The following is a 24670-nucleotide window of genomic DNA, read 5'->3' on the forward strand; positions in this document are numbered from 1 at the left end:
CATGGCGCGGGTCTTTACGGACGATGGATCGATCCCGGCAAGCGCACGGATCCAGGCGGCGACGTCGGCGGGTTCGGCCGCACCCGGTACAATCCGGCGTGAGTGGCACCACTGTCCCCACAAAGTCAGGTCCGAGCGGAACGCGCGCCGGGTATTGATCGACCAGCCCCGCATCGCGGCGTCGAGCAAGGCCTCGTCGATACCGCCACCCGGACGGGTTCCCGTCCCAATCAGGGCGCGGACATCGGCAACGAGATCGGCCGGCTCGACGCTCAGCGGCACGAGGGCGCTGCCTGCGGCGGGTCTGGGGTGCTTTTTCGGCATGGGGACGACGATAACCGGGCGTTTCGCTTATGTATAGCCTCACGATAAGCATCTATTATCAACACTAGGACGTAGGGCTCGTGGACTGAAGAACGGTTTCCGTCTAGTATCGCGTCATGAACCGCCCTCCCATGCCGCTCAGCGCGATCGCCTGGACCCCTGACCTTGTGAGCGCACTCGCCGACGCCAGCAGCGCGATCGGGCGGCTTGATGCTAGGATTTCCGCCACTGCGCTCGCTCCTGCCTGGCACCTGCGCGCCAGCTGGACCGGCTACGCCAAAGCGCTCAGCCTGCAACATCTCGAAATTGAGGAAATCGATATTATTTCGCGGCAATGTGGCCTTCAGCTGGCCGGAAGGCCGCGTCTTGAAACGGCAGGGGCTCCATTTTCCGCGCTTGAACCCTGGCGGAACCGGCTCGCCGAGAAAGAGGGCAGGCACTGGCGCGAGGATCTGCCGTTCAGCTTCGATCTGCCCGCAGGGTGGGACGAAGCCCCTGCCCTCGCACGCGCGCTCGCGCTGCTCGATGACTGGGCACGGCGCGACCGCACGATCACGCCGTGGCTGGCGTTCCCGATGGTTCTGCGGCGCATGGGGTTAACGCAGCGCACCTTGCCCTGCCTCGTCATGGGCGATCCCGGACAGCGCTTTGTGCAGGGTGACCGCCCTGCCCTGCTCAAGCGGCTGCTGAAGCAGCTACGCCGCAGCGCCGAGGACGGTCTGACCCGGCTAGAACGGCTCGAAGATACCGTGCAGCGAGGCGCGGCGACAATCGCCGCGCAGCATCGTCCCGGCAAGCTTGCCGACCTTGGCCGGCTCGCCCTCACCCGTCCCTGCCTGGCCGCTCGCTCACTCGCTCCCGAGCTCGACCTCACCGTGTCGGGCGCAGGCAAGCTACTCGAGCGTGCGACCAGCCTCGGCCTGCTGGTCGAAATATCCGGGCGCGGAACCTGGCGCTCCTATGTCACCCCCGACATCGCCGTCTCGCTCGGCTTGGTCGCTCCGATGCGGGGACGCCCCCGTCTAGTGCCTGCCCCCTCACCAACGCTGGATTCGGTCCTTGCAGCGTTTGATGCCGAATTGGCCGAGTTCGACACTCGCATTGCGGGCCTTGGCGGGCCCGATCTCGCTGGTTCGACTATAAACAATTGATATAGCTTGGCAATTATGAGGCCGCCGGAAACGCCCCTTGCAGCGCGATAACCGGCCTCGGGCTGCCCGGAGTATGCAAATGCCGTAAATGCGCTCCACGAGCTTCTCAGGGCAGATTTCGACATGATCGCCCCTTCGTCCACCAAGGCGGCCCCGGATTGGCACCCTCACGAGGGAAATCGGCCAAATTGGGCTTCAACTTGAGTCTGGGCATCGCGGCGCACCCGCAGATGGGCATACGCGAGCACGAGGTCGAGCACGCCAGCGTCATGACTACCCGGCCGTAGACTGCCCTTGCTGATGCGCCAGCGACGCGGTGGCAGTTTCGGCGGCTGCAGTGTCATCACCTCTCGCCCTGGACGCCCGGGCAATTCCAGCGCCACCAATCGCTCGAATCCCCACGTCGCCTTGCCCACCCGGCTGTGCGCCAGTGCCAGCATCGCGATCCGATCGTGTGCGAAGTGAAACAGGTTCGCCTGAAAGCGATCCACATAGGCTTTCTTCTCCCCCTTGAACCGCTTGCGGCTTGCCCGCACGAGTGTGTCGACGCCCTCGGCGTTCCATTCGACCAAGCGCGGATGAGCCCCGAGCTTCCAGCGCAAACTCTCTGCGCGGGCCACCGCCCCGCTCAGCCACGAACCGACAGCCTGCTCCGACATCGCTCCATCCGCCACCGGCAGTGCACAGAGCGGGAGAGCGTGCACTTGGCACCGCCAGCTCATGCGCAAGATCCATTCCTTGCGGATGATTGGGGCCCGGCCATCCCGCAGGGCCTGCTGCCAGCAGAGCGGACAGACATATCGGCGCTGGCGGCGCGGCAGAACCACCGAAGCCTCGACGTTGAGGAAGGTTCCTTCGATCTGTTGGACCTCAATCTCAACCGCCCAGGCCAACTGACCAATCACTTGATACACGGCGAAGTACTGCTCATTGGACAAGCCGCATGTGCCGCGGGCCAGATCCAGGCTGGCAATCGCCGCTTCAAGACCAAGGTGCCGAAACAGCGCGGGTCGCGTGGTTTCGTGCGCGGCCGCAACCCGATCGATCCAGGAATCAAAGCACTCGTCGGCCTGCGGGCGGACCCGGAACGCCAGCGGCTGCGGCTCCAACGCCAGTACGGTCATCGCGCCGCATAGTTCGGCAGCAACACCGCCGCCTCGCGAATATCCGCGAATTCCACGCGCGCTCTGCCATGTTGATACGCCACTTTCTGGCCCCAGTGCAGCAGGCGCTTGAAGTTTCCGGTCACCCCAAGGCTTTGCTCCCAGAGAAAACCGGCGACCTCCGGCTCGGCAAGGCGATCCGGCTCGATCAGTCCCATCCCCTGCCCGAGTACCCGAATGAGACGTTGCGTCGGCGCTCCCTGTGGCCAGGGCTTAAGTCGCAAGATGATCGAGCGATAGGCAAGCTCGACGTCCTCGGTAAAGATATCGGCGGCGACGTCGAGTCCTGCGACCACCATCGGTACATTGCCCTCGCTCATTAGGAAGCGGAACGCATCAAGCGTATCGCGGCGCGCTCTCCCGCTGGCGGTGAGGATCGCATGAACATTGTCGATCCCGATGAGCCGGGTGTGTTGACGCCGCAAGAGTTCGACGACCTTAAGGTCTGCAATGCGGTGGGTCTTTCCGGTGATCGGCCAGCCTTGCTTCCACAGCAGGGTCAGGTTGATCTTGAGGGCGGTCGAACCCGAAGGGATGACGGTTCGCAGCATCGGTTGATAGCGGGCATCATCAATGCTGAGCGGCTCGGGAAAATCGTGGGCAATCCGGCGCTGGGCCTCGCGCAGAATCGAGGTTTTGCCCATGCCCGACTGCCCGACCAATACCACACAGGTCGGCCGTTCGTCGGGTTCGTCATGGGCAAGTTCGACCAGAGTTTCGACATGCTGGCGGGCTTCATCGAAATCGATCCAGAAGGCCTGCGACAGCGCCGAGCCGCCAGACATAGGGGCAGTCATTCGATCCGTTTCAGCCATGTATCTTCCCCCAACTCCGCCACGGGAAGCCAATTCGACGCGGGTTCTGCCGTGGCTCGCGCCGGTGCCCGTGTATGGGATGTTCCCTCGCGCTCCGCTCGTTTTCGGGCCTCACGGGCGCGCCGGGTCTTCGCAGTTGCAGAGAGAACATCGCTGCGATTGGCATGGATCAGGCGCGCGGCTTCGGCGCGCGCGCCGTTATCCTGATAGGCCCTGCCGGCCCGGAACCGTTCGTTCCGCGCCGCTTCCCATTCCGCCAGGCTGACATCGGGATAATGCCCGACAACCGCTGCTGAGACGAAGCCACCCTCCACTTCCGGATAGACCTCCTGGATGGTGCGCTCGTCGAAGTGAACCATGACTTTCTGGCCGATCCGCGATGCAAGGCTGGTGTGCCAGTACCGACGATAGCCAATCTGGATTCCGTAGGCCTTCACCGTTCGCTCAACCCATGGCAGGAAACGGCGGACGAGAGCCGTTTCGTCGAGGCCGAGCGGAACCAAAGGCCCTTGGCTCCTCGCCTCCTCGGCCCAAGCCTGCGCCGGCGCACAGCCGCCCAAGCCGGCGTGCGGCTCGGCGTGATAGAGACAAATTGCCCGAACAAACCAGCGTTCAAACTCATCGATGGTCATCGCAGCGGCCGCACCAGCGTCATAACCGTCGCGCTTGGTGGCGTTTGCTCCCGTCGCACCGGGCAACAAGCGCATCTTGGCCATCATCGTTCCAATCAGGCGCTCGATATGGCCACCGAAATGCGCGGGGCCACGTGGCCTGACATCCGGATCGATGCCGTGGGAAAGGCACGCGGACCGGAAGGATTGTGCACGATGTGCTGCCGCATGGTCAGCGTGTAGCCGCTTGAATAGCCCATGCATTGGGTAGTCGACATCAAGCTGTAACGCCTGCAAAAGGCTATGCTTTGGCAGGATCGCATTGGCGATCGCACGCCCGCATCGAAATATCGAGGGATCCCCAAAGCTCACATAGAAGCCAAGGATACATCGGGTCCGCACTTCGATTAGCAAGGTCACCCAAGGGCGCCCCAGCTCTTTGCGCTGCACGCTGTCGACAAGGATTACATCGGCCCGCGTATGATCCATCTGAACGAGGTCCAGGAAGCCCCGGCTTAAATACTCACCCGCATGCGGCTCATGTGCACTGCGCGTCTTCGAGCCCATCATGGTGCGTGCCCGCACCGGGTCCGATATCGCCGCAATCGCCCGCTCAATGCTGCGTTCGCTTGGCACTTCACTGGCTTCAAAACGATAATCGCCGTTGTCGGCGATTAGGAGTCCGCGAACCTGACGAGCAGTTTCCTTCATGCTCGCGCCGGCCTTGCGCAAGTGAATCTCGCCGATGAGCGTGTCGATCGCAGCCAGCACGGTTGGGCCACCACGTCGGCTTCCTGGTTTGGGTCCTTTGGGCAACGACGCCAACGATTCTGCGACGGGGTGATCTCGGAATCGCCGGGCGAGTTCGCGAATTCGTCGTTCCTTGAGTCCGGTTACGGTCGAAATTGCCACGACTGCCTGCGCCGTCAAAGGCGCATCAAGCGGAACGTACTGGCGAAACGCTGGATACAGCGCCGTGCCTGTTGCCAATGCAGCTTCTGAACGACGAGCCGAAGGCGGCGGCTTGCGTGCAATCATGGTGCTGAATTCCACCAGAAATTTCACGCTCAATGTCATCTATTATGGCACAGTGCGCAAATAGATTCGCACGTGCGTCACTGAATGCTGCGATACCTTTGATGTATCTGGTTGTTTTTACGTAATTTATGCTGCTTGCAGCCTTCTTTGGCCGGCGACAATTGCGGAGGATGCTCGAGCGTCGCGCCCGCTGCAGGCTTAGAATGCCGAAATGAATGGCAGGCCGCTGTGCGGGCTCTGGAGCGCAGTTCGAATGGGATAAGTGGGTACCCCCCGGATGAATTTCAGTCGATCCCGTGACCCTCCGAGCCAAATCGTTCGTTTCGAAGTCTGACTGTTGCGGTCGGCCGTTATCCTACATGGCGGAGGCCCGAGCAATGCATGCATTTGCTCTCCCGTTCGAAGGGCGCGCGAAGGAAATCTGCTGTCCGGATGATCTTGGGATCCTGGGAACTTGTCCGGGTTCCGACACGATTTTGGCACCTTTTTGCACAACCCACAGGCTCCCTGCGGAGCCTTCTGGCGACCATTTGGACGACTTGATGGCGCCCGATGACCCTTTGCGCGGCGAGGCGCTCAGAGGGCTCCTGAGGGCAGAATATAGCCGTTTCTCTATTTGTTCTACTGTTTCAACATCAGGAGGCCCTGTCATCGATCAAACCGGCAGTTGTTGCTCGTCAGTAGGCGCACTCGGACTGGCTGGCGTAAAGCCCCAGACGCGAAGCCGCCTTGCCCGCAATGGCGATTGTGCAAAAATCGCTTCCAAGGCTGTTCGCAGCTTGCTTCGCAGTTCGGCATGCTCATCGTCGGTTGACGACATCATGCTCAAGGTAATCTGAACGATCTTTTTCAAATCCGGGCCGCTGGTCGCCTCAATGATCTGTTCGAGTTCGATCGGCGTCTGACGAGACAGCAGGGTCATATCCGTCGACGTCCAAAGGTTCTCGCGCGCAACCGTCTGAAACACTTCTAGAGCCGACCGCCTATCGACGGGCATGGCGAATATCTGCTCGAGAGCAGTTCCCAACTCCGGGTCCACATTGCTCTTCGCGAATTCCGATGTAGGACCGACGGTGAAACCAAGAAGATTGCCCTGCCTTCTCGCTGCGTAGTCAGCGATAAGGATCGAGGCATCCTTGCCCCGTCCTACATCCCGCAGCAGTCTCACCGCTGCATTGAGACTGGGCGGGTCGATTGCGTCGAGGTTCTCCCGCGCTGCTTCAAGGATGCGTTCGACCACCTCGGCCTCGTCGCTAGCAAAGGATCCCCAGTAATCATCCCAAGCCCGAGAATAGCTCTCGGCTCGCTACATGGCCTTGAGCTCGACTTGCAGTTCACCGGCAAGCGTGAGGATAGCATCTTCATCGAAGTACCCCCGAGCGGCACCATCAAAGATGATGCGGTCCAGTTCGTCCGGGTAGGAGAATCCCAGGCGAGCTAGCTGCCGGCGCCAGGTGATGTTCTGCGCTGCACCTGCGCCGCCATCGCCTGGCTCGCGTACGAGCTCGTCCACAAGCGGGTCGAAGGATTTTAGAAATTCTTGCGACGGGGCCCGATCGGGTTCGAATACCGACCATCCCGCTAGTGCGACCGTGGTCATGGCCCGGTCGATAATCTCCTTCGGCTTGCCGGCCAGTATCTCGAGAACCTTGCCGGTCAGTACGCGGATCTTGCGGATCACGCGGATGTTGGTGATCTCGAGGGCTTCCACGTGATCGCGCAGTTGGGCAACCCCATCGGCGCCGTCCTGCAGGGCTATCCGGGCGGCCTCGGCCGGCGTCGGGACAAATGCCAGCGAGACATCGATGACCTTTTCCAGGAGCCGTTGCATATCCTCACGCTCGGAAGGCTTCAGTGCCCCGTCGTTGAGGAGGAGAGCCACACTGCAGTTTCGCTCTTCCTTGAGGAAGGAAATCAGCCCAAGGACATCCTTCGCCGCAAGGCCCTCCCCTGCCCTCTCCAGATCATCAAGACAGATTATCTGATCGCGAACGAGCAGAAACGATGATCGGGCAATGAGCTCGCCAACTGCTCCGAAGTTCACGCCGCCGGTCGTCACCATGCCCGAGGCGACTCCCAATGCACTCCGTATCTTGCGCACGCCAGTTTTCGCATTCGCCCACACTGACGCGAGCGTATCCCAGGTGGCTGCAGCGCCTGCGTCGCTCGCAGGCACCGTGTTCTCATAGAGGGCGTGCCTGAGCTCATCTAGGGAATTGAGCCCGAAGAGGGAGACGTAGGCATAGTTGCGGGTGATGCGTGATTTTCGCGCGGCCTGTGCAAGGTACTGCTTCCATGCAAACGTTTTGCCGACACCCCACGGACCCATCACACAAAGGGTCTCGGCCCTGTCACTGGCAAGGAAAGCTGTGATCTCGCGGGCAGCGTGTTTTGCGGTCATGGAGTCGTTAGCCTTGAGGGTAATGGAGAGACGGTCTGGGGGAATTGGCACCTGATGGCCTGCCGTCCTGCTGCCATATCCCATTCATTCAAAAGGAGAGGATTGTGCCGAAGGCACCGTTAGTTCCTTTAGAAATAAGGATAGAAAGTTACCGGGCGCTCGCTTTGCCCGCGACTCGCGATTTCGCCCCGAGTCGCGGCGATCCCCCTGTTCCTGAAATACCGTTGGAACGTTCCTGAAGTACCCAATCGAGCGTTCCCGATCTCCCGTGATTCTGTTCCTGAAGTACCGACATGGCGTTCCCGAAGTACCGCGTTTCGCCGAATGACCAGCCTGATTTCGCGTTCCCGTTGTACCGTGTGTGACCATCTCTCGAGTAGTGCCCAGAGGCTCGTAAAATATCTTTTACGAGCCGAAATCCAGCTCCTAAAGCTCGCAATCTCGGCTGTTTTTCGCCGCCTGAGGTGATGGAAGGCCTCGTCCCATGCGTCCGTTCCGAGGCACATCGCGACTGGGCATTGGCCTGCCGAGCGCTCTCATAGGGTTCGGGACTTCAGGAACGGACGTAGAAGACTCCGCCAAAGCTGCTCTGTCAGGACGTCTCGAGAGGCGAAGGGGTATGGCCTTGCATGTCGCCAGACGACGTCGAACCGGGAGAAATGCGAAATCCCGTGCTCCTGTTCGGTACTTTAAGAACGCAGGCCAGCGCCTTTTTCTGCAGAAGGACGGCTTTTGCCCATCAATAAAACGGCCAAGGTTGGCGGTGCACGGTATTTCGGGAACGCGAGCGTGCCATCTGTATGGGCTGCGGTGCTGCCGTTCCTTGCTGGGGAGGCTTGCGGTCGGCCCGGCGGCCCGTGCGATGAACCCGTATCAGGACGAACGGTGAGGGCCGCACTGCCTGCCACTTGATCACCCCTGCCGCGATGCTTTGTGGTCGCCGTGCCGTGCCGTGCCGTGCCGTGCCGTGTCCTGCCCTCTGCGCGACTGCCTTTTTCGCTGCCTCTGGGCACACCTGCCGGCGTAGATGCGGCCCACCGGGATAGCGTCCGGCGTTTTGGAAAAAACAGTTCCGATGCCAAGTGCGCCTTGGCGGTTGGATGCTACCCCGTCAGCGGTCGGAATCCTTGAAGGTCAATCGCAGGTCGGTTTCGGTTGACCTGGCTAACCTTGATGCATTTCTCGGGCGAGGGCGAGGGCGAGGGCGAGGGCGAGGGCGAGGGCGAGGGCGAGGGCGAGGGCGAGGGCGACGGGCAGGCAAGGCGCATACTTCGGTATTTCAGGAACGCTGAGATTTCGATGGGATCGCTGGTTTGAAGGTCGGATAGTTGAGCAGATCGCCCACTTCGATCCGCGGTCAGGGAAGATGTTTCCGCCAGGACAGGGTTGATGTCGAATTGCCTCTGGTGGCTGCGATGTGCGTGCAGCGCTGTCGTGACGAGGTGTCGCCGCCGGGCTCCAAATTGGGAGTGCAGGGGAGTACAGGGGAGGGCAAGGCAGCCTAGCTCAGCGCATGGGGCCGGGGCCCGGTGCTTCCTGGTGGAAGACAGCGACCGGATCGGTACTTCAGGAACGGGGACCGCAATGATGAATTTGGGCCCACGCGTTGCCGAACAATCAGGCTGCAGGCAGCGGCCTTGCTCGATCAGTTTTTGGGATTGGTGAGGGTCAGTAAAAAAGCTGTTCCTGAAGTACCGACTGGGGAAGGGCGGTAACCTCGGTTGGCCGGCTATGCTTTGGATCGTCTGCGTGTCTGCGAAGGAACAAACAATTACCGGGCCAATCAGCTGGCCGCCCGTTGCTTCGAGCAGAAGGTCGCAAAGATCTGGGCTATGTTCGGTGCGTCTCTGGCGATGTCACGCTGTCGCATGAACGCACGAAAATCATCAGCAACAAGACCATGGTCTCGCTGTGGGCTAGGCAGGCTCGCACGGGCAATCGAGCCGAACGCGGTGTAGGCAATATGTCCTTCGGGAAAGGCCGGGGGAGGGGAGGGGACGGCTGTCGCCGTCGTTTGGTCGTCTCCCGTTGCTTCAGTCGTTGACTGCGATGTGCCCGAACGCGCCGTTGTCCCGCTGACTGGAAGTTCCTCGCCCTTGCTGCGCTTAACCATTCGCAACATCGGTTCGGCACCGTTTCTTGCTTCGATCTTCAAGGCAAAGCCGGGCAGGGCGTCTTCTTTTGCAATCTTGGCTATCTCGAATTTGAAACGGCGATAGTCGCCCTCAGCGCCGCTTTTTTCAAACAGCGTGGGCATCGTGATCGCAAATCCATCGGGACCTGCTCCGCCGGCATGCTTGCGGGCTACGCGATAGAGCCAGCGCTCTCTACCTCCTGTGAGGGAAAAGTATGCAGGGTCGATTGCAAGAACCCCGCCTTCCATGAGCACGCCGTCGTAGAACCATTTGGCCAAGGTGATCCGCATGCCACGAATTGATCCCTTGCGATCGCGGATCTGGCTGTGGCTGTCGATCCACGAGAAGGTCGTCTCGACCGCATCGCCTGAGCGTATGTTGGTCTTGACGGTAGTCGACTGAAGTCGGTCCAGCGTGTTGCTGAGAAGGTCATATGCGCGCCCGCCCACGTCACGCTTCAACGTCTTGAGCATGTCGTGGGGAACGATATGAAGGGTCTGGGGGATGTCGTTTGTTCCGCGCCGCTTGTGCTCGATAAGAACCGAGGCGCAGTAGATCAGGATATCGAGATCATAGATGGTCGCAAGGCCGTATTCGGAGTTGGCTGAGACGTGCACAGTTACCTTGCCATCCGGGCTCACGTAATCGATCGGCTTGAGGCGCTTGCGCTTCGACAGCGAAAAAAAGGGCCGTTCCATCGTCTCGCGCTGATCCCTGAGGGGCAGGGTTGTCAGTTGCGGGAGGAAGAGGTCGACTTGCCGGTCTTCTCGCTGTTCCTTTGACATCTTTCAATTCCAGCTGGCGCGTAAAAGATATTTTACCAGCGCTTAAGTAACTGTTTTATATATATAACTTAGAGCTTCTAGGAAACTGCGAATCTATCGAGAGAACTTGGCCTTCTCGATAACAGGACGCAATGCTTCCAGAATTTCGTCCACTGTGCTGGCCGTTTGCGGGTTGATGTTGACCGTGAGGCCCTTGGCCTTGCTGTCGGACAGGATCTCCGCAATCCGACCCCCAGCCTGGTTCATGACCGCAGGCTTGGAGCGGGACGCGGTCTTGGGCTTCTGCTCAGCGGACGCTGCAGCGAGACGCTCGAACACGCGGGGACCCTCGATCTTTCCAAGACCGGCGTCGCGGCGCTCCTGCTGTTCGGCGGAAACTATCCGCGCGGCATCGAGGATCTCGTCCCTGCGAGAGGCATCCTTGAGCATGGGAGACAAGCGCATTCCATGATGCACCTTGAGATCCCCCGGCTCAGCAAATGCAGCAATGACTTCGTCAGGAAGTTCGGCAAGCTGCAGCAGGTTGTGCAGGTTCTGGCGCGGGATCGCCAGACGCTCGGCCATCTGAATCCGGCCGCCGTTATAGTACGCCTGGACGGCATGCTGATAGTTGCGCGCTCGCTCGAGGTCGGTGACGTCCTCGCGTTCCCGGTTCTCGAGATCCGCGAGCCTGAAAGCGGCTTCGTCGTCGAGGGTTTCGATGCGGGCGATCAGCTCGATTTCCGAGTGATTGTTCGCATTGAGCCAGGAGACAGAGAAGTGGCGCCGGGTGCCGACGATCAGCTCATAAGAAGCTGGGCCGTTCTTGGTGCGCCGGATTACGACGGGTTCCCTGTTGGAGCCTTCCTCGCGGATGGAATCGATGAGGCTTGAGCAACGTTCGTGAGACAACTGCGCATAGTCACGCGCATTGCCCGGCCAGATCGTGCACTCGCTCGGCTTGATCCGGATCGTGAGCTTCTTTACAGTCTTCGAGAGCTCGTCGAGGCCCGCACCCCGACGTTCGAGAAACGAGGGCGCCGGAGCAGGTTCGCTCGGTCGTTCCACGACATCGGGCGCTACCGAAGCTGTGGGCTCGTCATTTGCGATAGGCTGGGCGGCACCAATGCTCTCGATCGCGTTAGCGAGCAGGCTGCGCCGTTTTCCTCCAGAGCTCATGCCGCCTCCGTCAACCTGTCAGTGCCCAGCTGGCCAATGCGTGAAGGCCATTGCTTGCAGATATCCTTCTCGACCTCGCGGAACACCATGTTGAGGTTATCGCGGCACCGCACGTAAGTTTGGTGAGAGCCGTAAGGCTTGTTGATCTCATAGATGGAGGACATCTGAAGGCCGGCGTTCTTGATTTCCTCCGACAGGAGGATGGGGGTCGAGAGCAGCTGCCCGGCATATGTCTTTTCCATGACCTGCAGCATCTGCGCTTCGTTTGTCCGATTGGGCTGGAACATCGTGCAAACGACGCGGATGAAGCCGTAGTCGATCGAGGTGTCGAAGCGCGAAACAAGGCTCATGGCCTCGCGGCAGGTCTGCATGAAATGGATCGTCGAAAGATAATCCAGCTGGCGGGCCGGCACCGGGATCAGGAGGCCATCGGCCGCAGTCAGGGTATTTACTCCCAGAAAGCCCATTGCCGGCGGGGGATCGAGGATCACGACGTCGTAATCGTGACGCACTTCCTCAAGGCCGATGCGCAGCATGCGGAATGCACCGGCGATGGCGTCGGGGCCTTCCTCGATGGTGGCGGTCAGTTCCCACTCGGTGTCCTGGAGCCCAAGATTGGCAGGGCAGATATCGATGTTCGGCCAGGCGGTTTTCTGGATCGTCTTACGAAACGAGTCGGCGTCGTCCATGCGGGGCGACAGAAAATTCGAAAGCGTATGGGTCTCGTCGACCATGGCCTCGAGATTGACGTCGAACATCACGCTCATCGATGCCTGTGGGTCGCAATCGACCACAAGAACGCGGTAACCACGCAGGCCAAGATAGTCGGCCAGATGCTTGGCGGTGGTTGATTTGCTCACGCCGCCTTTGAAGTTCTGGACGGCAAGGACCACGGCCCGCTCGTCCGGGGCCTTGCCCATCTTGATGCCAAGCGCTTCGCGAATGGCGATCAGATCCTCGACGGTATAGTAGCGGCGGCCATTGCTGGCAGTCTTTGGCGCGGGCAGGCGTCCACGGGCTTCTGCTTTCGACAGAGCTTCAGGCGTCCTGCCGAGCATTTCTGCAGCGACGGTGGCCCCCATGGAGATATTAAGTGTCTTGCGATCGGAAGGATCGATGGCGGCCTGCCGCAGCACGCTCTTGGCGTTCTCGCAGGAACTGATCATTGCATCGAGAATCTGGCCCGACAACATGCGTGTGTCCCCTTCCGCAGCCCCGAATCAACCTGGTTCGGCAAAAAGGCAGCGAATTGATCGGTAATCCCGGACACATATTCCAAATAAGTGGTAGTCAGTCAATTTTCTTCTCATCTGCCAAGAGAAAGCGGACACCTGCCAGACTCAGGCATCTGTCGGCGATGCGACGGGCCAGACAAGTGCCGATTGATCGATGGTCTCCGAGGCCATCCCTCACAATTTGGCAATGCCGCTGTCAAACATCCGCAGCTTTGCGATCCATGTCCGGCGGGCAGGGGCGGTGCGGACGACGCATTGCAATAAGTTTGAAGCTAGCCGTGATAGGCGGTTGCATCGATCTGTTCGGCGACATCATCGCCCGAAGCACCGTACTCGTCATCGCCCGCCTCCTGCGCGTGAGCGCGCACTTCTCCAATGCGCTGGGCAATCTCGCGTTCAAAGACCTTGAGCATCAGGCCGGGGCCCGCAGGCATGGTTGCGACCTCTTCGCTGGCCCGCGGCAGTTCGCGCAGCAGACGGGCGGTAACGGCCTCGACGCGCCGGACGGTGGCCTTTGGAGAAAGGCCTGCGGCTTCGGCCATGCGCTGCCAGTGCCTTGCGTAGATGTGCCGGCCCCGCCGCTGTCCGCCGATGGCCTGGGCATGGTTCTGGGTGATGTTCGCCCATCCCAGGCCCGACATGAGATCGTAGAGCGGAGCAAAGCGGTTAGCCTGATGTGTTAGCAGGACCGAATAGTTCTTTGCGTGGGAATCGACATTGCCGATGGCGATATTGAAGATCACCGCGTCGAGGAGCTGCGTGATTTCCCGTGCAGTCATATGCGCGCGCACGGTCGCGAAAAAATCCGCGACCGAAGGGCCGCGCGTGCCCGTGCCGTTGTACTCGTACTTGGCGACGGGAGGGCGGCCCAGGGCCTGGCAAAAGTCCTCCTGGTGAATTCGGCGCACCCCACCCGGCTCACCTTCACGGTCGTAGCGGGTCACCAAGAGATAGGATCGCTGCCCAGCAAGGCCTGTCGTTACGGGCGCAGTGAGAAGCCCAGCGCGCCGCGCCAGAACCATGCACAGCGCCTCGTTCTGGACGCTGCCCAGAAGGCGCGGGTTGTCGGGTTTCAAGATATGCGTGGAGGGCGCGCCATGGACCGGCACCGCGATCGCGTCGCCGAGCTTTGCCACCGGAAGCTTGTCCTGCGCGCCGGCGAGGCTCATCGAGACGCCTTCTTCGTCTACGAGAAAGGGGCGGGCAGGCAGATCGTTTATGATCCGCTCCAGAGCATCGCTGCCCGTGATCTCACGATAGCCGGGCGTCCCGCCCGATGCATCGAGGCCAATGCTGAGCGCGCCGGCAAGATCGGTTCCGGTACGCGAGATCAGCCCGAGAACATCGTCCGCAGTCGCACCCACGACGCGGGTCATTGCGCGCAGCGGATCGCCTTCTGGAAGCAGGTTCATGAGCCAGGGAAGAACGACACCGCCTGTATAGGTGCTGCCATCGACTGGCATCCTGAGCGAAATCGGAAAACGGTCCGGGGCTGCCTGCCAGGCGGCGCTGTAGGAAAGCCGGACCTCGTCATTCGCCGCCACGAGCGTGGCAAGATGACGACCCTCGAAAGTGATGGGAAGTTCCATGTGCCGGCTCAGTCAGGCGAGCCCAAAGCCGTCAGTCGAAGTCCGACAGCCTGCGCAGCAGCAAGAGCCTTGCCCAATTGGGCAGTGGCCTTGCCCGCCTCAAGATCCACGATGAAACGCTCGCCGGTATTGATCGCAAGCGCGAGTTCGCGCTGGGTGAGGCCAAGGCCCTTGCGGGCGGTCGCAATCGCTGAGCCGAATTGTTGAGCGGTGTGTATCATATCTTCCCGTTCGGTAAGATGGCATCTTCATCGCCTACAGGCAAGGTCATATCTTCCCGATCGGTAAGAATATAAGCGTTGGTTGAAGCGGAACGACAGCATCTTACCGAACGGGAAGTTGGATTTCAATCCGACGTGGGATGAGCCTGCAATGGTGCGGCGTAGGCGCGCTGCAATTCACAGTGCTGCATGTGTGGCGAGGATGGCCATGCAGTAGCGCGATATGGGGTTATTTCATTCTGATGCCCGTCATTGATGCTTCAGCATGCATCGTGGAAAGCACGCTGGAACTGCTCGGACTTGTCCGGCAAAGGGGCGGCTACATATGCGTGCATGGTCTCGTGAACGAGACTTCAAAGACGAGTTGACGACCCAAGTATGAGCAGAAGCGAACGCGGCAAAGAAATGGAAGAGCCAATCATCGAGGCGAGCCGAGGTTCAGTCGCCAAGTTCATCGCCTATGCCAAGCGTCGCGGCACGATCACCGTCGACGAGTTGAACCTCGCGCTGCCGCAGGACCAGATGACCGCCGACCAGATTGAGGACGTCATGGCGGCGATGTCGGAGATGGGCATCAGGGTCGTCGAGAACGAGGACGATCCGTATGCCGATGACGCGCCCGCCAGCGCCGCCTCGTCGGACGACAGCGACGAGGATCGGCTGCCTGCCGACGAAGGGGCCGATGATGGCGCCGACGATGGCAGAGAGGGCGTTGACGGCGGCGCTGTCTTCGAGAGCCGTGAGCCGCGACCGAAGAAGGCCGAGAACCTCGGCAGCACGGACGATCCGGTGCGCATGTACTTGCGCGAGATGGGCGCTGCCGAAATGCTCACCCGCGAGGGCGAGGCCGCTATCGCCAAGCGGATCGAAGCCGGCCGCGACATGATGATCCAGGGCTTGTGCGAAAGCCCGCTGACGTTCCATGCGATCATCCAGTGGTCCGAGGCGCTCAACGCCGGCCACATGCAGCTGCGCGAAATTCTCGATCTCGACGCGATGCTGGCGAAGGAGCCGCAGGTCGAGACGTTAGGCGAAGACGGCGAGGCCGGGGACGGCAGCGAGATCAGCGAGAAGACCGCAGGTCCCTCGTTCAGCGATGACGAGGAGTCCGAGGAGCAGGACGCTGCGCAGGTGGACGAGGATGGTAACCCGATCGCCGGCCCGCGCCGCGAAGAGGCGGATGCGGAGGAGGGCGGCATCAGCCTGGCGCAGATGGAAGCGACGCTGATGCCCGAGGCGCTGGGGAAGTTCGCGCTCATCGCCGGGCTGTTCCACAGCTTCGAGCGCCTTCAGGCCGACCGTACGGAAGCGGCGGGGCTGGGTATCGTCTTCCCCGAAGCGCGCGAGGAACAGTACCTGCAACTGCGTGCCGAACTGACCGCCGAGGTGGAATCGGTCAAGTTCCATGCGGCCAAGATCGAGCAGTTGATCGACAACCTCTACGTGTCCAACCGTCGTCTGACGACGCTGGGCGGCCAGATGCTGAGACTAGTCGAGCGCCACAAGGTGAAGCGCGCCGATTTCCTCGAAGCCTATGTTGGCCGTGAGCTGGACGAGACCTGGGTCGCCGAGATGGCGGGCCGGGACAAGAAGTGGGCCGCGTTCGCCGCCGCCGAAGCCGGCCCTGCCGAGCGGATCCGCAACGAGGTTTCGGAAATCGCCGCGTCTATCGGCATGGCGCTCCCGGAGTTCCGCCGCATTGTCAACATGGTCCAGAAGGGCGAGCGCGAGGCGCGCATCGCCAAGAAGGAGATGGTCGAGGCGAACCTGCGTCTGGTGATCTCGATCGCCAAGAAATACATCAATCGTGGGCTGCAGTTCCTCGACCTGATCCAGGAAGGCAACATCGGCCTGATGAAGGCGGTGGACAAGTTCGAGTACCGCCGCGGCTACAAGTTCTCGACCTACGCGACCTGGTGGATACGCCAGGCGATCACGCGCTCGATCGCCGATCAGGCCCGCACCATCCGCATTCCGGTCCACATGATCGAGACGATCAACAAGCTGGTTCGCGCCAACCGCCGTTTCCTGCATGAGCATGGCCGCGAGCCTACGCCCGAGGAAATGGCTGAGCAGCTCTCGATGCCGCTCGAGAAGGTCAAGCGGGTGCTAAAGATCGCAAAGGAGCCGGTGTCGCTTGAAAGCCCGGTCGGTGACGAGGAAGACAGCTCCCTGGGCGACTTCATCCGGGATGAGAACGCGGTGATCCCGGTGGACGCGGCGATCGAGGCGAATCTCAAGGAGATGATAACGCGTTCCTTGGCGTCGCTCACGCCGCGCGAGGAACGCGTTCTGCGCATGCGCTTCGGGATCGGCATGAATACTGATCACACTCTCGAGGAAGTCGGTCAGCAGTTCTCGGTAACCCGTGAACGCATCCGCCAGATAGAGGCGAAGGCACTGCGGAAGCTCAAGCACCCTAGTCGGTCGCGCATCATGCGTGCTTTCCTCGACTGATAGCATCGCCAGGCTTTGATGGGTATGTGAAGACATGACGTCAAAATTCAGAACGCCGAAGGAGCAAGTCGTTCGCGATGTGCTGGAGAAGCACGCTTGTCCGGTTCCCTACCATGAAGTGCGTACGCGATTTCTCGGAGCAATCGCCTCACCGTTGATGGCGGCTTCGTCGCTGCCAGTGGTTAAGGCGCTGTGGGGCGGCGAATTTCCGCCGTTCGATTCCATGGATGATCTCAATCATCTGATCGATGTGCTGATCAATCAGCTTTGGAACAGCCTGACCAAGCATAATAGCCGTACAGCGCCCTTCAGGCTTTACCGGCTTGATCTCGAGCCGTCGGCTGAGAATCTTGCGAGGTACGCCCGAGTGCGCCGACAGGAGCTGGAAGGCTTTGTTGAAGGTCTGTTCGGTGGTCATGAAACCCTCGACCTGCCGGAGCGAGCCCATATGTCCCTGGGGCACCTTGGTGAACTTCACGCGATGATGGGCGGCATTGAGGACCTGGTCGCGCGTGACATCCAGGCGGAAAACCGAACCCAGCTCGAGACGACCTTCAGACACGTGCGCGAACTCACCAAAATCATGGAAACCGAAATCCATGAGGCTGTGCTGTCTTGCGCCCGGGCTCGACATCAGATGCTCGAGGGATCTACGCTCACAAAACCCGTCATGCACTAACCGTGCAATCAGCCCGGATCGAGTTGAGACTTTGGCTTCCAAGAAAACCCTGAATGCTAAGAACCTTGAGGAGTTGGGGGCGGCTCGCCTCGCCCAACTGCTGATCGAAATCAGCACGGGAAATGCCCTCGCCAAGCGTCGCCTGCGCCTCGAGCTTGCTGGCGCACAAAGCCCGGGGGAGGTGGCGCGTGAAGTGGACAAAAGGCTCAGCACGATCCGGCGATCGCGATCCTTCGTCGACTGGCAGAACCGTAAAGCCCTGATCGCGGATCTTCAGACGCAAAGGAAGGCCATTGTCGAGCAGGTCGCTCAATCGGACCCTGCCGAGGGTCTGGCGTTGATCTGGCGTTTTCTTGGACTGGCCAATTCCATCTTCGGGCGCTGTGATGACAGCAGCGGGATGGTCATTGCCATTTTTCACGAGGCTGTCGCGGATCTGGCGGAGATTGCCGTGAGGGCAAATCCCAGGCCGGAGGCGCTGGGTGACGCGGTCTATGATGCTTTGAGCGCCAATGAGTATGGCCAGTACGATGACCTGATCGGCACCCTTGCTGCCGTTCTGGGAGAGCGCGGGCTTACCTATCTGCGCGGTCGTATGACTGCGCTGGCGAAGACGCCGGTTAAAAGGCCGGCAGGCAAGGATCGAGTAGCCGTGGGTTGGGCATCAAGCGGTGCCATCTACCAGGATGAGATTGACGAGCGTAGCCGAGATAGCACGGTGAAGCTCGCTCTCATGGAGATCGCTGACGCATTAGGCGATGTCGATGCGTTCATCGCGCAGTATGACGAACCCACCCGCAAGATGCCCCGGATCGCAGCTGAAATCGCCAATCGCCTCGTCGCCGCAGATCGTGCTGACGATGCCCTTCAAATCCTTGATGCGGCAACGCAGAACAATCCCAGTCACTCCAGCTTCAATTGGCCGGACTTCAAATGGGTTGATGCAAGGATCGCCGTTCTGGACGCATTGGGCAGGGGGCGTGAGGCACAGGACATGCGCTGGTCCTGCTTCGAAAGTTCGCTGTCGTCCGGGCACTTGCGTGAATACCTCAAGCAGCTGGCGGATTTCGAGGACATCGATGCTGAGACGCGTGCCTTCGACCACGCGCAAACCTGCAACAGCGTTCTTGGTGCACTGTCGTTCTTCGTGGAATGGCCGAAGCTTGACCGTGCCGCCGACCTTGTAATCGGTCGCTTCGAGAAGATCGACGGCGACCATTACGAAATCCTAACGCCTGCCGCTGACGCGCTTTCGGCGAAATATCCGTTGGCAGCAAGCCTTGTGCTGCGCGCCATGATCGATTTCACCCTGATCCATGCCCGGTCAACGCGTTACAAGCACGCTGCTCGTCATCTCCTCGAGTGCGCCAGCCTCTCGCGACAAATCTCTGATTTTGGCGCGCATGAATCTCACACCGATTATGAAGCGAGATTACGCAAGATGCACGGGCGCAAGAGCGGTTTCTGGGGCCTGGTCGATTGATATACCGCCGCCCCGGATTGGTTCTCGACCTTATTGTGAAGCCCGCCTTCGTGACTGCTCATCCTCTTGGATGACCGGTCCCGACCCTTTGGAGACGTACAGCGTCGAAATGCGCGTTCCTAGCTGCGGCCCGTCCGCTTCCGCTTTCTGGACGGCCAAGGCGGGATGTTGTCGTTTTTAGAAGCGGCGCGACAAGGGTGTGGCCAAGGATTCGTCAGTGCCTACAGTGGGTCTGATTGGTAGTTCCGAATTGAACAGCGCGGGATCGGGCCAATCGAGTGTGAACCCAAAGCGCTCGGTGGAGACATATTCCCAATAAGCTTTCGTTATGTCCTAAAACGAAGCGATGGTTAATTTTTCCGCCGTGGGCATAGCGTATGTTCTGCCTATGGACTATATCCATTCCTGATACGTTCGTTTCGGGGACAGAAGTATGGCTAATGCTGTAGTAGCTGGGTGGCAGGGGCATGATTATCAAGCCCGCTTCTTCTGGCTTCACGCCTCGGCGCTACGTGACCCCGACCAGACAAACGTGACGGAAGTGTCCTACGAAGCCGATTTTCCGAAGGGCTTCGATGACGTGGTGGTTCGGTACGACCCGCCCCGTCCAGGATCGCAGGGTTACCGAATCGGGGTCCACCACTATCAGATCAAGTATCATGTCGTGGCCGCTGGCCGATTCGGTTACGAGGACTTGGTCGACCCTGCATTTACTGGCGGCACCGCTGTTTCCATTCTTCAGCGCCTCCGTGAAGCCAAGGACAAATCGCCGGAGAACGCTGCTTTTACGCTGGTCACCACAGACCGAATTAAGGATGGCGATCAGCTTCTAGATTTGCTCTCCAACGACGATCGGCGACTTCGCCTGGACAAGCTCTTTGTGGCCGGCGGCGACAAAAGCAGGATGGGAAGAGTTCGGAAACTCTGGTGTGATCATCTTGGGCTTTCGTCGGATGAAGAACTGCGCAGCCTGCTATCAGGCTTCGGCATTCATGAGGGTCACGCTTCTCTGGAGCAGATGCGCGATGCAGTGAACGACCGTTTTCGTGTCGTCGGGCTCACAACCTGCCGCGACACGTTGTCCTTCAAGTACGATGGGGCTGCTAAGCAGCTTAAAATTAACAAGATCAACAATCTGACCCGCGACAGTTTCGACAGGCTCTGCATAGATGAGAATTGGCTCACCATCGGGGATCCGCCGCGCTATCACAACATCGCCATCCGCAGCTTTAGTGATGGCATCGCTGCGGATCTAGATTCGACCGCGGATAACCGGCTATCGCTGCTCGACCGCTTCGACGGACGGTATCTCATAGAAGGCCAGGATTGGAACACCGATCTCCGGCCGACGGCTGAAGCCTTTATTCGGGACGCCCTCAACGTCGGCGAATCGATTAGGCTCACTATCAACGCACATTCGAGCTTCGCCTACCTTGCCGGCACAGTGCTCAACCTCAAAACCGGGGCTGATGTTGAGCTGGTACAGAAAGGTCGTGCTCCAACATCAATCTGGCGCGCTGACGATGGCAAGGCCGGCCCAGAAGCCACAATCGAAACGACGGTCACTGGAGACGGCCAAGACCTGGCATTGGTCGTTAGCCTAACCCGCGACGCCGCAGCTGATGTGGCTGACTATGTTTCCAACCATCTCCCTACAGTCGGGAAAACAATGATAGTGAAGGCTGCGCCAGCGCCCTCGCAAAGCGCTATCTGCGGTGGAACACATGCCGCGGCGCTGGCCGATCAAGTTGGCGAGGCCGTTCGCGCTTATCGCCTTCCCATTGGGGCTCGCGTCCACGTGTTTGCCACAGCGCCCAACGGGTTCCTGTTCTTCTTAGGGCAGCAGCGTGCGGCAATGGGGCCTTCCACATACTACGAGTACGACTTCGAACGCCGGGTACACGGCACCTATGAACCCACCTTCAGGATCGACTGACATGGAGCTTAAGCCGCAATTCAAAGAATTCCTCGGCGCCATTAGGCCGACTGACGCGCAGAAGGAAAACTGGCGCTCCAGCTCCACGACGCTTCGCAATCGGCTGAGTCAGGACGACGACTTGAAGGGACTTGTGGTGTCCACCTTCCTTCAAGGAAGCGTGCGCCGCTCGACCGCGGTTCGACCGCTGGGCGATAAGCGTCCGGACGTCGATATTGTCGTGGTCACCAATATCGATTCCACTACTGAATCTGCGCGCGATGCGATGGACCGGTTCATACCCTTCCTGAAGAAGTGGTATCCCGGAAAGTGGCGCCCGCAGGGTCGTTCATTTGGGATCGAGATGTCGCTTGTCGACATGGATTTGGTGATCACCGCATTGCCGTCCGACCAGAATTCTCGCGATTTTATGACGCGTTTGTATCGGTCGCAAGCAGTCGAAACTCTCGATACGCTGGAGGAAGCACGTAGCTGGCGGTTGAACGAAGATTGGCGACCATTCGTCCCCAGCCCTTTCGGTGACAGCCGACAGGTCGTCGAGCTTGCAGATGCTCCGCGTGAGAAGTGGCAACCGAACCCGCTTTGGCTGCCGGACCGCGACGCCGACGGCTGGGGCCGTACCCATCCACTCGCACAAATCCAATGGACTGCTGCCAAGAACCGAGCGAACGATGGCAATTACGTTGATATCGTGCGCGCCATCAAATGGTGGCGGCAGACCAACAGCGATAGCTTGCCTAAGTATCCGAAAGGCTACCCGCTCGAACATATGATCGGGCACGTTTTGCAGGATGGCACCACCTCAATGGCCCAAGGGGTTGTTCAGGTTTTCGAGTCGATGCGGGATACCTGGGCATTGCTTGCGGCAGCTGGCATGAAGCCCAGGCTCGCCGATCACGGCGTGCCAGAGCACGATGTGCTGAAGCGCCTGGCTGTCGACGACTTCAAGGCGTTCCACGCAGCGGCAGAGAGCGCTGCTGAAACTGCCCGCGACGCATTGCTTTCACAGGATGCTCAGGAAAGTGCTGGCCTATGGCGTGAACTGTTCGGCTCTCGCTTTCCGGTCCCAGGACCTCAGGGTGGAGATCGCGCTCGCTCAAGTTTCACGGCTCCTGCTCAGGCGGCAGTTCCAAGCACCACCGGTCGATTCGCCTGATCATTCGGTGACGCCGCCAGTTCTACAAACCATCGCTGAGCAAATCCGCGATGAGGCGCGCATCCGGGTTGAGGGTGACTGGGAGATCGATGAAAAGGGGCGTTGGCATCTAGCGATTGTCACGCACCTTTCCGTCGCCCCTAGCCAACACATGCCCGGTGAAACAAAATGGCGCATGGTCATCGGCCCTAATCAGCCGGCCGATGGCATCTTCATCTATCCGGACACTGTTGGCGGCATCGCAACAACGTTCCGACATCAGGATTACAATCCAGAGCCGGAGCCTGGCGCGAAGTGGCGCGACGGCAAACCTTGCCTTGAGCGTCCGATCGACGGCTTGGGCCGAGACCAGTGGGAAGACGAACCGCGGGAGTTGGCGGCGGCTGCGCTCTGGAAGACGGGGCGCTTACTACAATGGATTGATGCGGCGGCCGCAGACGCACTTGTTGAGGAAGGCGACGCGAACGAACTTCCTGCCGGCGTCGGGATAGGGTCCAAGCTGACACTCGGTTTCCGCGAGGTTTTCGAGGGACTCGACTGGGCGGCGAGTGTGGACGAACGCTGGGGATTCGCGAGTATCGCATCTGTCCCCGGAGCCACTAAAACTTGGGCGCTAACTGAGCTTCTCGACGATCGCTCGAACTCGATACGCCGCTTCGAATGGGGCACATCTCTGGCTGCCGCTCCGAGTTCGATCGGCGCCGTGTGGCTGCTGGCGCCTGTGCTCCCTGTCCGTGAGCCGTGGGATGCGCCCAAGACCTGGGCTCACTTGCGAGATGTCCTATTAGCCCACAACGTCGATTTGGCAGATATCGTGGTGCGTGCTGGTGCCCGTTACCGTGCCGGCTCGCGGAAAACTGCCGCGCATCAGTTGCTGATCGGCTTCCCTTTCTCACAGCATGTAGGTGAAGCGCCATCTCGGCTGCATTGGCTCGCCGTTGGGAAGATGCCGTTGGCGGGTCGGACAGAAAAGCGAGATGGTTTTCGGCCTCGAGAGGAATCGCGCAAATTATGGGATCGCCAGCTCGCCAGCTCGAACAAGTCCTTGACCTGGCTTCGAACGGAAAACTGGGCGCCGGATCAGCTGCAATCTCGAGGCGGGGTGGAGCCGGAAGTTAGCAGCAGAAAAATCCTGATCGTTGGCGCCGGATCACTAGGAAGTGCGATCGCGGAGAACCTCGTCCGCGCCGGAGCCCATCGATTGGGGGTCATGGACGGTGAGATCTTGGTCACCGGTAATCTTGTGCGGCACGTTCTCTCGATGAACGATGTCGGCCATGCCAAAGCTGACGCCCTCGTCCGCAAACTGAACGCGGTATCGCCAAATGCCGCTCTGCAGTCATTTCCAATGAGGTTCGACAGAGGCATGGCCTCTGATTTTACCGAGAATGTGCGGGGTTACGATGTCATCGTCGATTGCACTGGATCTGATGACACCCTTGAGCATCTGTCGAACTTCGACTGGCAGGATGAAAAGATCTTCATCAGCCTATCAATGACCTGGGGCGCTGAGGGATTACTGGCATTCTGCGCCAAAGAAGGCAGTTTCCCGGTCATTGATGCAAAGAACCGGTTCGCTAAGGCAGGTGCGCCCGCAGTTCGTCACGACGAGGCGAACGTCGAGGCCATTGGCTGCTGGCATCCTGTTTTCCCAGCCTCCTCAGATGATGTCCAACAGTGGGCAGCACTCGGCAGTAAGTTCTGCCGGGCCGCCATCATCGATTCGACCCGGCGTCTGCGCTACTTCCGACGCAATGCGAGTGACGGCGTGGAGATTATCGATGTCTGATCACGGTGACTTAGCGTTTCGCAGTCTCGATGATCGCTTCAACGTTGTGATCTCGAATTCCGCTCTCCAGGCAATGATTGATGAGTGTGCACAAGCCGGTAGAAAGGAAACGGGCGGTATCTTGATCGGTCGCATCGACCCAAGCGGCGATACGGCCGTCGTGATCGAAGCAACTCCCAAGCCGAAGGGCTCTGGGTTTGGCCTGTTCTGGTTCAAACGAAGTCCGTCAGGCCTGAAGCAGTTGCTGGCTGAGCGCTGGAATATAGGTCAGCACTACCTTGGGGAGTGGCACTTCCATCCGGGGGGATCACCGGAACCGAGCGGTTCCGATTACCACTCCATGGAAAAGATAGCTGCAGATCACCGTTATCAGTGCCGGGAGCCGATACTTGTCATAATGGGGGGGATCCCCCCAGATCGATGGCAAGTATCTGCAACGGTTTTGGCTATTGGTGAAGCACCTTATCGACTGGTCACGGTCGAATAAAGGATATGAGGGACAGCGAGCGATTCTCGCTCCTCCCGGACATCCCGGCACCAACTG

General features: G+C 59.9%; 18 protein-coding genes and 1 pseudogene. 8 read left to right on the forward strand and 11 right to left on the reverse strand.

Annotated elements, in window-relative coordinates; translation table 11 throughout:
• A pseudogene (locus A8V01_RS19340) lies at window positions 1-324 on the reverse strand (integrase); the annotation flags it as partial.
• A gap of 116 nt (window positions 325-440) precedes the next feature.
• Between A8V01_RS19340 and A8V01_RS19345 the strand changes: the two are divergent.
• Entirely contained in the window at window positions 441-1475 is a 1035-nt protein-coding gene (locus A8V01_RS19345; RefSeq protein ID WP_069710381.1) for a hypothetical protein, read from the forward strand.
• Between the two features lie 167 nt (window positions 1476-1642).
• Here the strand turns inward: A8V01_RS19345 and A8V01_RS19350 are convergent, their stop codons facing one another.
• The 10 genes from A8V01_RS19350 to A8V01_RS19395 all read right to left on the reverse strand — a co-directional run bounded on the left by A8V01_RS19350 (window position 1643) and on the right by A8V01_RS19395 (window position 14626).
• Window positions 1643-2599 (reverse strand): TniQ family protein, encoded by a 957-nt coding sequence (locus A8V01_RS19350; RefSeq protein ID WP_103097969.1) that lies wholly within the window; start codon window positions 2597-2599, stop codon window positions 1643-1645.
• Window positions 2596-3453 (reverse strand): TniB family NTP-binding protein, encoded by an 858-nt coding sequence (locus A8V01_RS19355; protein ID WP_069710383.1) that lies wholly within the window; start codon window positions 3451-3453, stop codon window positions 2596-2598. Before A8V01_RS19355 ends, A8V01_RS19350 begins: the two co-directional genes overlap by 4 nt.
• On the reverse strand, window positions 3432-5129 hold the full coding sequence (locus A8V01_RS19360; protein ID WP_231958548.1) for a Mu transposase C-terminal domain-containing protein: 1698 nt from the start codon (window positions 5127-5129) through the stop codon (window positions 3432-3434). The genes A8V01_RS19355 and A8V01_RS19360 overlap by 22 nt, the downstream gene beginning before the upstream one ends.
• A 628-nt stretch (window positions 5130-5757) precedes the next feature.
• On the reverse strand, window positions 5758-6342 hold the full coding sequence (locus A8V01_RS19365) for a hypothetical protein (protein WP_103097970.1): 585 nt from the start codon (window positions 6340-6342) through the stop codon (window positions 5758-5760).
• A 66-nt stretch (window positions 6343-6408) separates the two neighbouring features.
• Entirely contained in the window at window positions 6409-7503 is a 1095-nt protein-coding gene (locus tag A8V01_RS19370) for a hypothetical protein (RefSeq protein ID WP_103097971.1), read from the reverse strand.
• A 1783-nt stretch (window positions 7504-9286) separates the two neighbouring features.
• Window positions 9287-10423 (reverse strand): replication initiator protein A, encoded by a 1137-nt coding sequence (locus A8V01_RS19375; protein WP_103097972.1) that lies wholly within the window; start codon window positions 10421-10423, stop codon window positions 9287-9289.
• A gap of 93 nt (window positions 10424-10516) precedes the next feature.
• Window positions 10517-11581, reverse strand: coding sequence for a ParB/RepB/Spo0J family partition protein (locus A8V01_RS19380; RefSeq protein ID WP_103097973.1), 1065 nt, complete (start codon window positions 11579-11581; stop codon window positions 10517-10519).
• Window positions 11578-12774 carry an AAA family ATPase gene (locus tag A8V01_RS19385; RefSeq protein WP_103097974.1) on the reverse strand — a complete coding sequence of 399 codons (1197 nt, stop codon included), beginning with the start codon at window positions 12772-12774 and terminating at the stop codon, window positions 11578-11580. The genes A8V01_RS19380 and A8V01_RS19385 overlap by 4 nt, the downstream gene beginning before the upstream one ends.
• A gap of 314 nt (window positions 12775-13088) precedes the next feature.
• Window positions 13089-14405 carry a type II toxin-antitoxin system HipA family toxin gene (locus A8V01_RS19390; protein ID WP_103097975.1) on the reverse strand — a complete coding sequence of 439 codons (1317 nt, stop codon included), beginning with the start codon at window positions 14403-14405 and terminating at the stop codon, window positions 13089-13091.
• Window positions 14406-14413: 8 nt separating this feature from the next.
• The gene (locus tag A8V01_RS19395) at window positions 14414-14626 is read right to left on the reverse strand and encodes a helix-turn-helix domain-containing protein (RefSeq protein WP_103097976.1); all 213 of its coding nucleotides are present in this window, start codon (window positions 14624-14626) and stop codon (window positions 14414-14416) included.
• Between the two features lie 405 nt (window positions 14627-15031).
• Between A8V01_RS19395 and rpoD the strand changes: the two genes are divergently transcribed.
• From rpoD to A8V01_RS19435, 7 genes are all read left to right on the forward strand, one after another.
• On the forward strand, window positions 15032-17083 hold the full coding sequence (gene rpoD / locus A8V01_RS19405) for an RNA polymerase sigma factor RpoD (RefSeq protein WP_425437345.1): 2052 nt from the start codon (window positions 15032-15034) through the stop codon (window positions 17081-17083).
• Window positions 17084-17117: 34 nt separating this feature from the next.
• The gene (locus A8V01_RS19410) at window positions 17118-17762 is read left to right on the forward strand and encodes a hypothetical protein (protein ID WP_103097979.1); all 645 of its coding nucleotides are present in this window, start codon (window positions 17118-17120) and stop codon (window positions 17760-17762) included.
• 31 nt (window positions 17763-17793) lie between these two features.
• A complete protein-coding gene (locus tag A8V01_RS19415) occupies window positions 17794-19245 on the forward strand; it encodes a DUF6880 family protein (RefSeq protein WP_103097980.1) in 1452 nt (483 codons plus the stop codon).
• Between the two features lie 433 nt (window positions 19246-19678).
• Complete coding sequence (locus tag A8V01_RS19420) at window positions 19679-21181, forward strand: SAVED domain-containing protein (protein WP_103097981.1); 1503 nt, start codon at window positions 19679-19681, stop codon at window positions 21179-21181.
• A gap of 1 nt (window position 21182) precedes the next feature.
• Window positions 21183-22337 (forward strand): SMODS domain-containing nucleotidyltransferase, encoded by a 1155-nt coding sequence (locus tag A8V01_RS19425; protein ID WP_103097982.1) that lies wholly within the window; start codon window positions 21183-21185, stop codon window positions 22335-22337.
• On the forward strand, window positions 22261-24126 hold the full coding sequence (locus A8V01_RS19430; protein ID WP_146037326.1) for a ThiF family adenylyltransferase: 1866 nt from the start codon (window positions 22261-22263) through the stop codon (window positions 24124-24126). Before A8V01_RS19425 ends, A8V01_RS19430 begins: the two co-directional genes overlap by 77 nt.
• The gene (locus A8V01_RS19435) at window positions 24119-24613 is read left to right on the forward strand and encodes a Mov34/MPN/PAD-1 family protein (RefSeq protein ID WP_170066002.1); all 495 of its coding nucleotides are present in this window, start codon (window positions 24119-24121) and stop codon (window positions 24611-24613) included. Before A8V01_RS19430 ends, A8V01_RS19435 begins: the two co-directional genes overlap by 8 nt.
• Window positions 24614-24670 lie beyond the last annotated feature (57 nt).

It is taken from the genome of Novosphingobium guangzhouense, from assembly GCF_002896965.1.
GTDB lineage: Bacteria > Pseudomonadota > Alphaproteobacteria > Sphingomonadales > Sphingomonadaceae > Novosphingobium > Novosphingobium guangzhouense.

Bases quoted from the DNA above. Each gene is read 5' to 3' on its own strand.
- A8V01_RS19355 (WP_069710383.1), bottom strand. From the start codon at position 3,453: ATGGCTGAAACGGATCGAATGACTGCCCCTATGTCTGGCGGCTCGGCG.
- A8V01_RS19350 (WP_103097969.1), bottom strand. From the start codon at position 2,599: ATGACCGTACTGGCGTTGGAGCCGCAGCCGCTGGCGTTCCGGGTCCGC.
- A8V01_RS19375 (WP_103097972.1), bottom strand. From the start codon at position 10,423: ATGTCAAAGGAACAGCGAGAAGACCGGCAAGTCGACCTCTTCCTCCCG.
- A8V01_RS19435 (WP_170066002.1), top strand. From the start codon at position 24,119: ATGTCTGATCACGGTGACTTAGCGTTTCGCAGTCTCGATGATCGCTTC.
- A8V01_RS19385 (WP_103097974.1), bottom strand. From the start codon at position 12,774: ATGTTGTCGGGCCAGATTCTCGATGCAATGATCAGTTCCTGCGAGAAC.
- rpoD (WP_425437345.1), top strand. From the start codon at position 15,032: ATGGAAGAGCCAATCATCGAGGCGAGCCGAGGTTCAGTCGCCAAGTTC.
- A8V01_RS19390 (WP_103097975.1), bottom strand. From the start codon at position 14,405: ATGGAACTTCCCATCACTTTCGAGGGTCGTCATCTTGCCACGCTCGTG.
- A8V01_RS19410 (WP_103097979.1), top strand. From the start codon at position 17,118: ATGACGTCAAAATTCAGAACGCCGAAGGAGCAAGTCGTTCGCGATGTG.
- A8V01_RS19370 (WP_103097971.1), bottom strand. From the start codon at position 7,503: ATGACCGCAAAACACGCTGCCCGCGAGATCACAGCTTTCCTTGCCAGT.
- A8V01_RS19345 (WP_069710381.1), top strand. From the start codon at position 441: ATGAACCGCCCTCCCATGCCGCTCAGCGCGATCGCCTGGACCCCTGAC.
- A8V01_RS19425 (WP_103097982.1), top strand. From the start codon at position 21,183: ATGGAGCTTAAGCCGCAATTCAAAGAATTCCTCGGCGCCATTAGGCCG.
- A8V01_RS19420 (WP_103097981.1), top strand. From the start codon at position 19,679: ATGGCTAATGCTGTAGTAGCTGGGTGGCAGGGGCATGATTATCAAGCC.
- A8V01_RS19380 (WP_103097973.1), bottom strand. From the start codon at position 11,581: ATGAGCTCTGGAGGAAAACGGCGCAGCCTGCTCGCTAACGCGATCGAG.
- A8V01_RS19395 (WP_103097976.1), bottom strand. From the start codon at position 14,626: ATGATACACACCGCTCAACAATTCGGCTCAGCGATTGCGACCGCCCGC.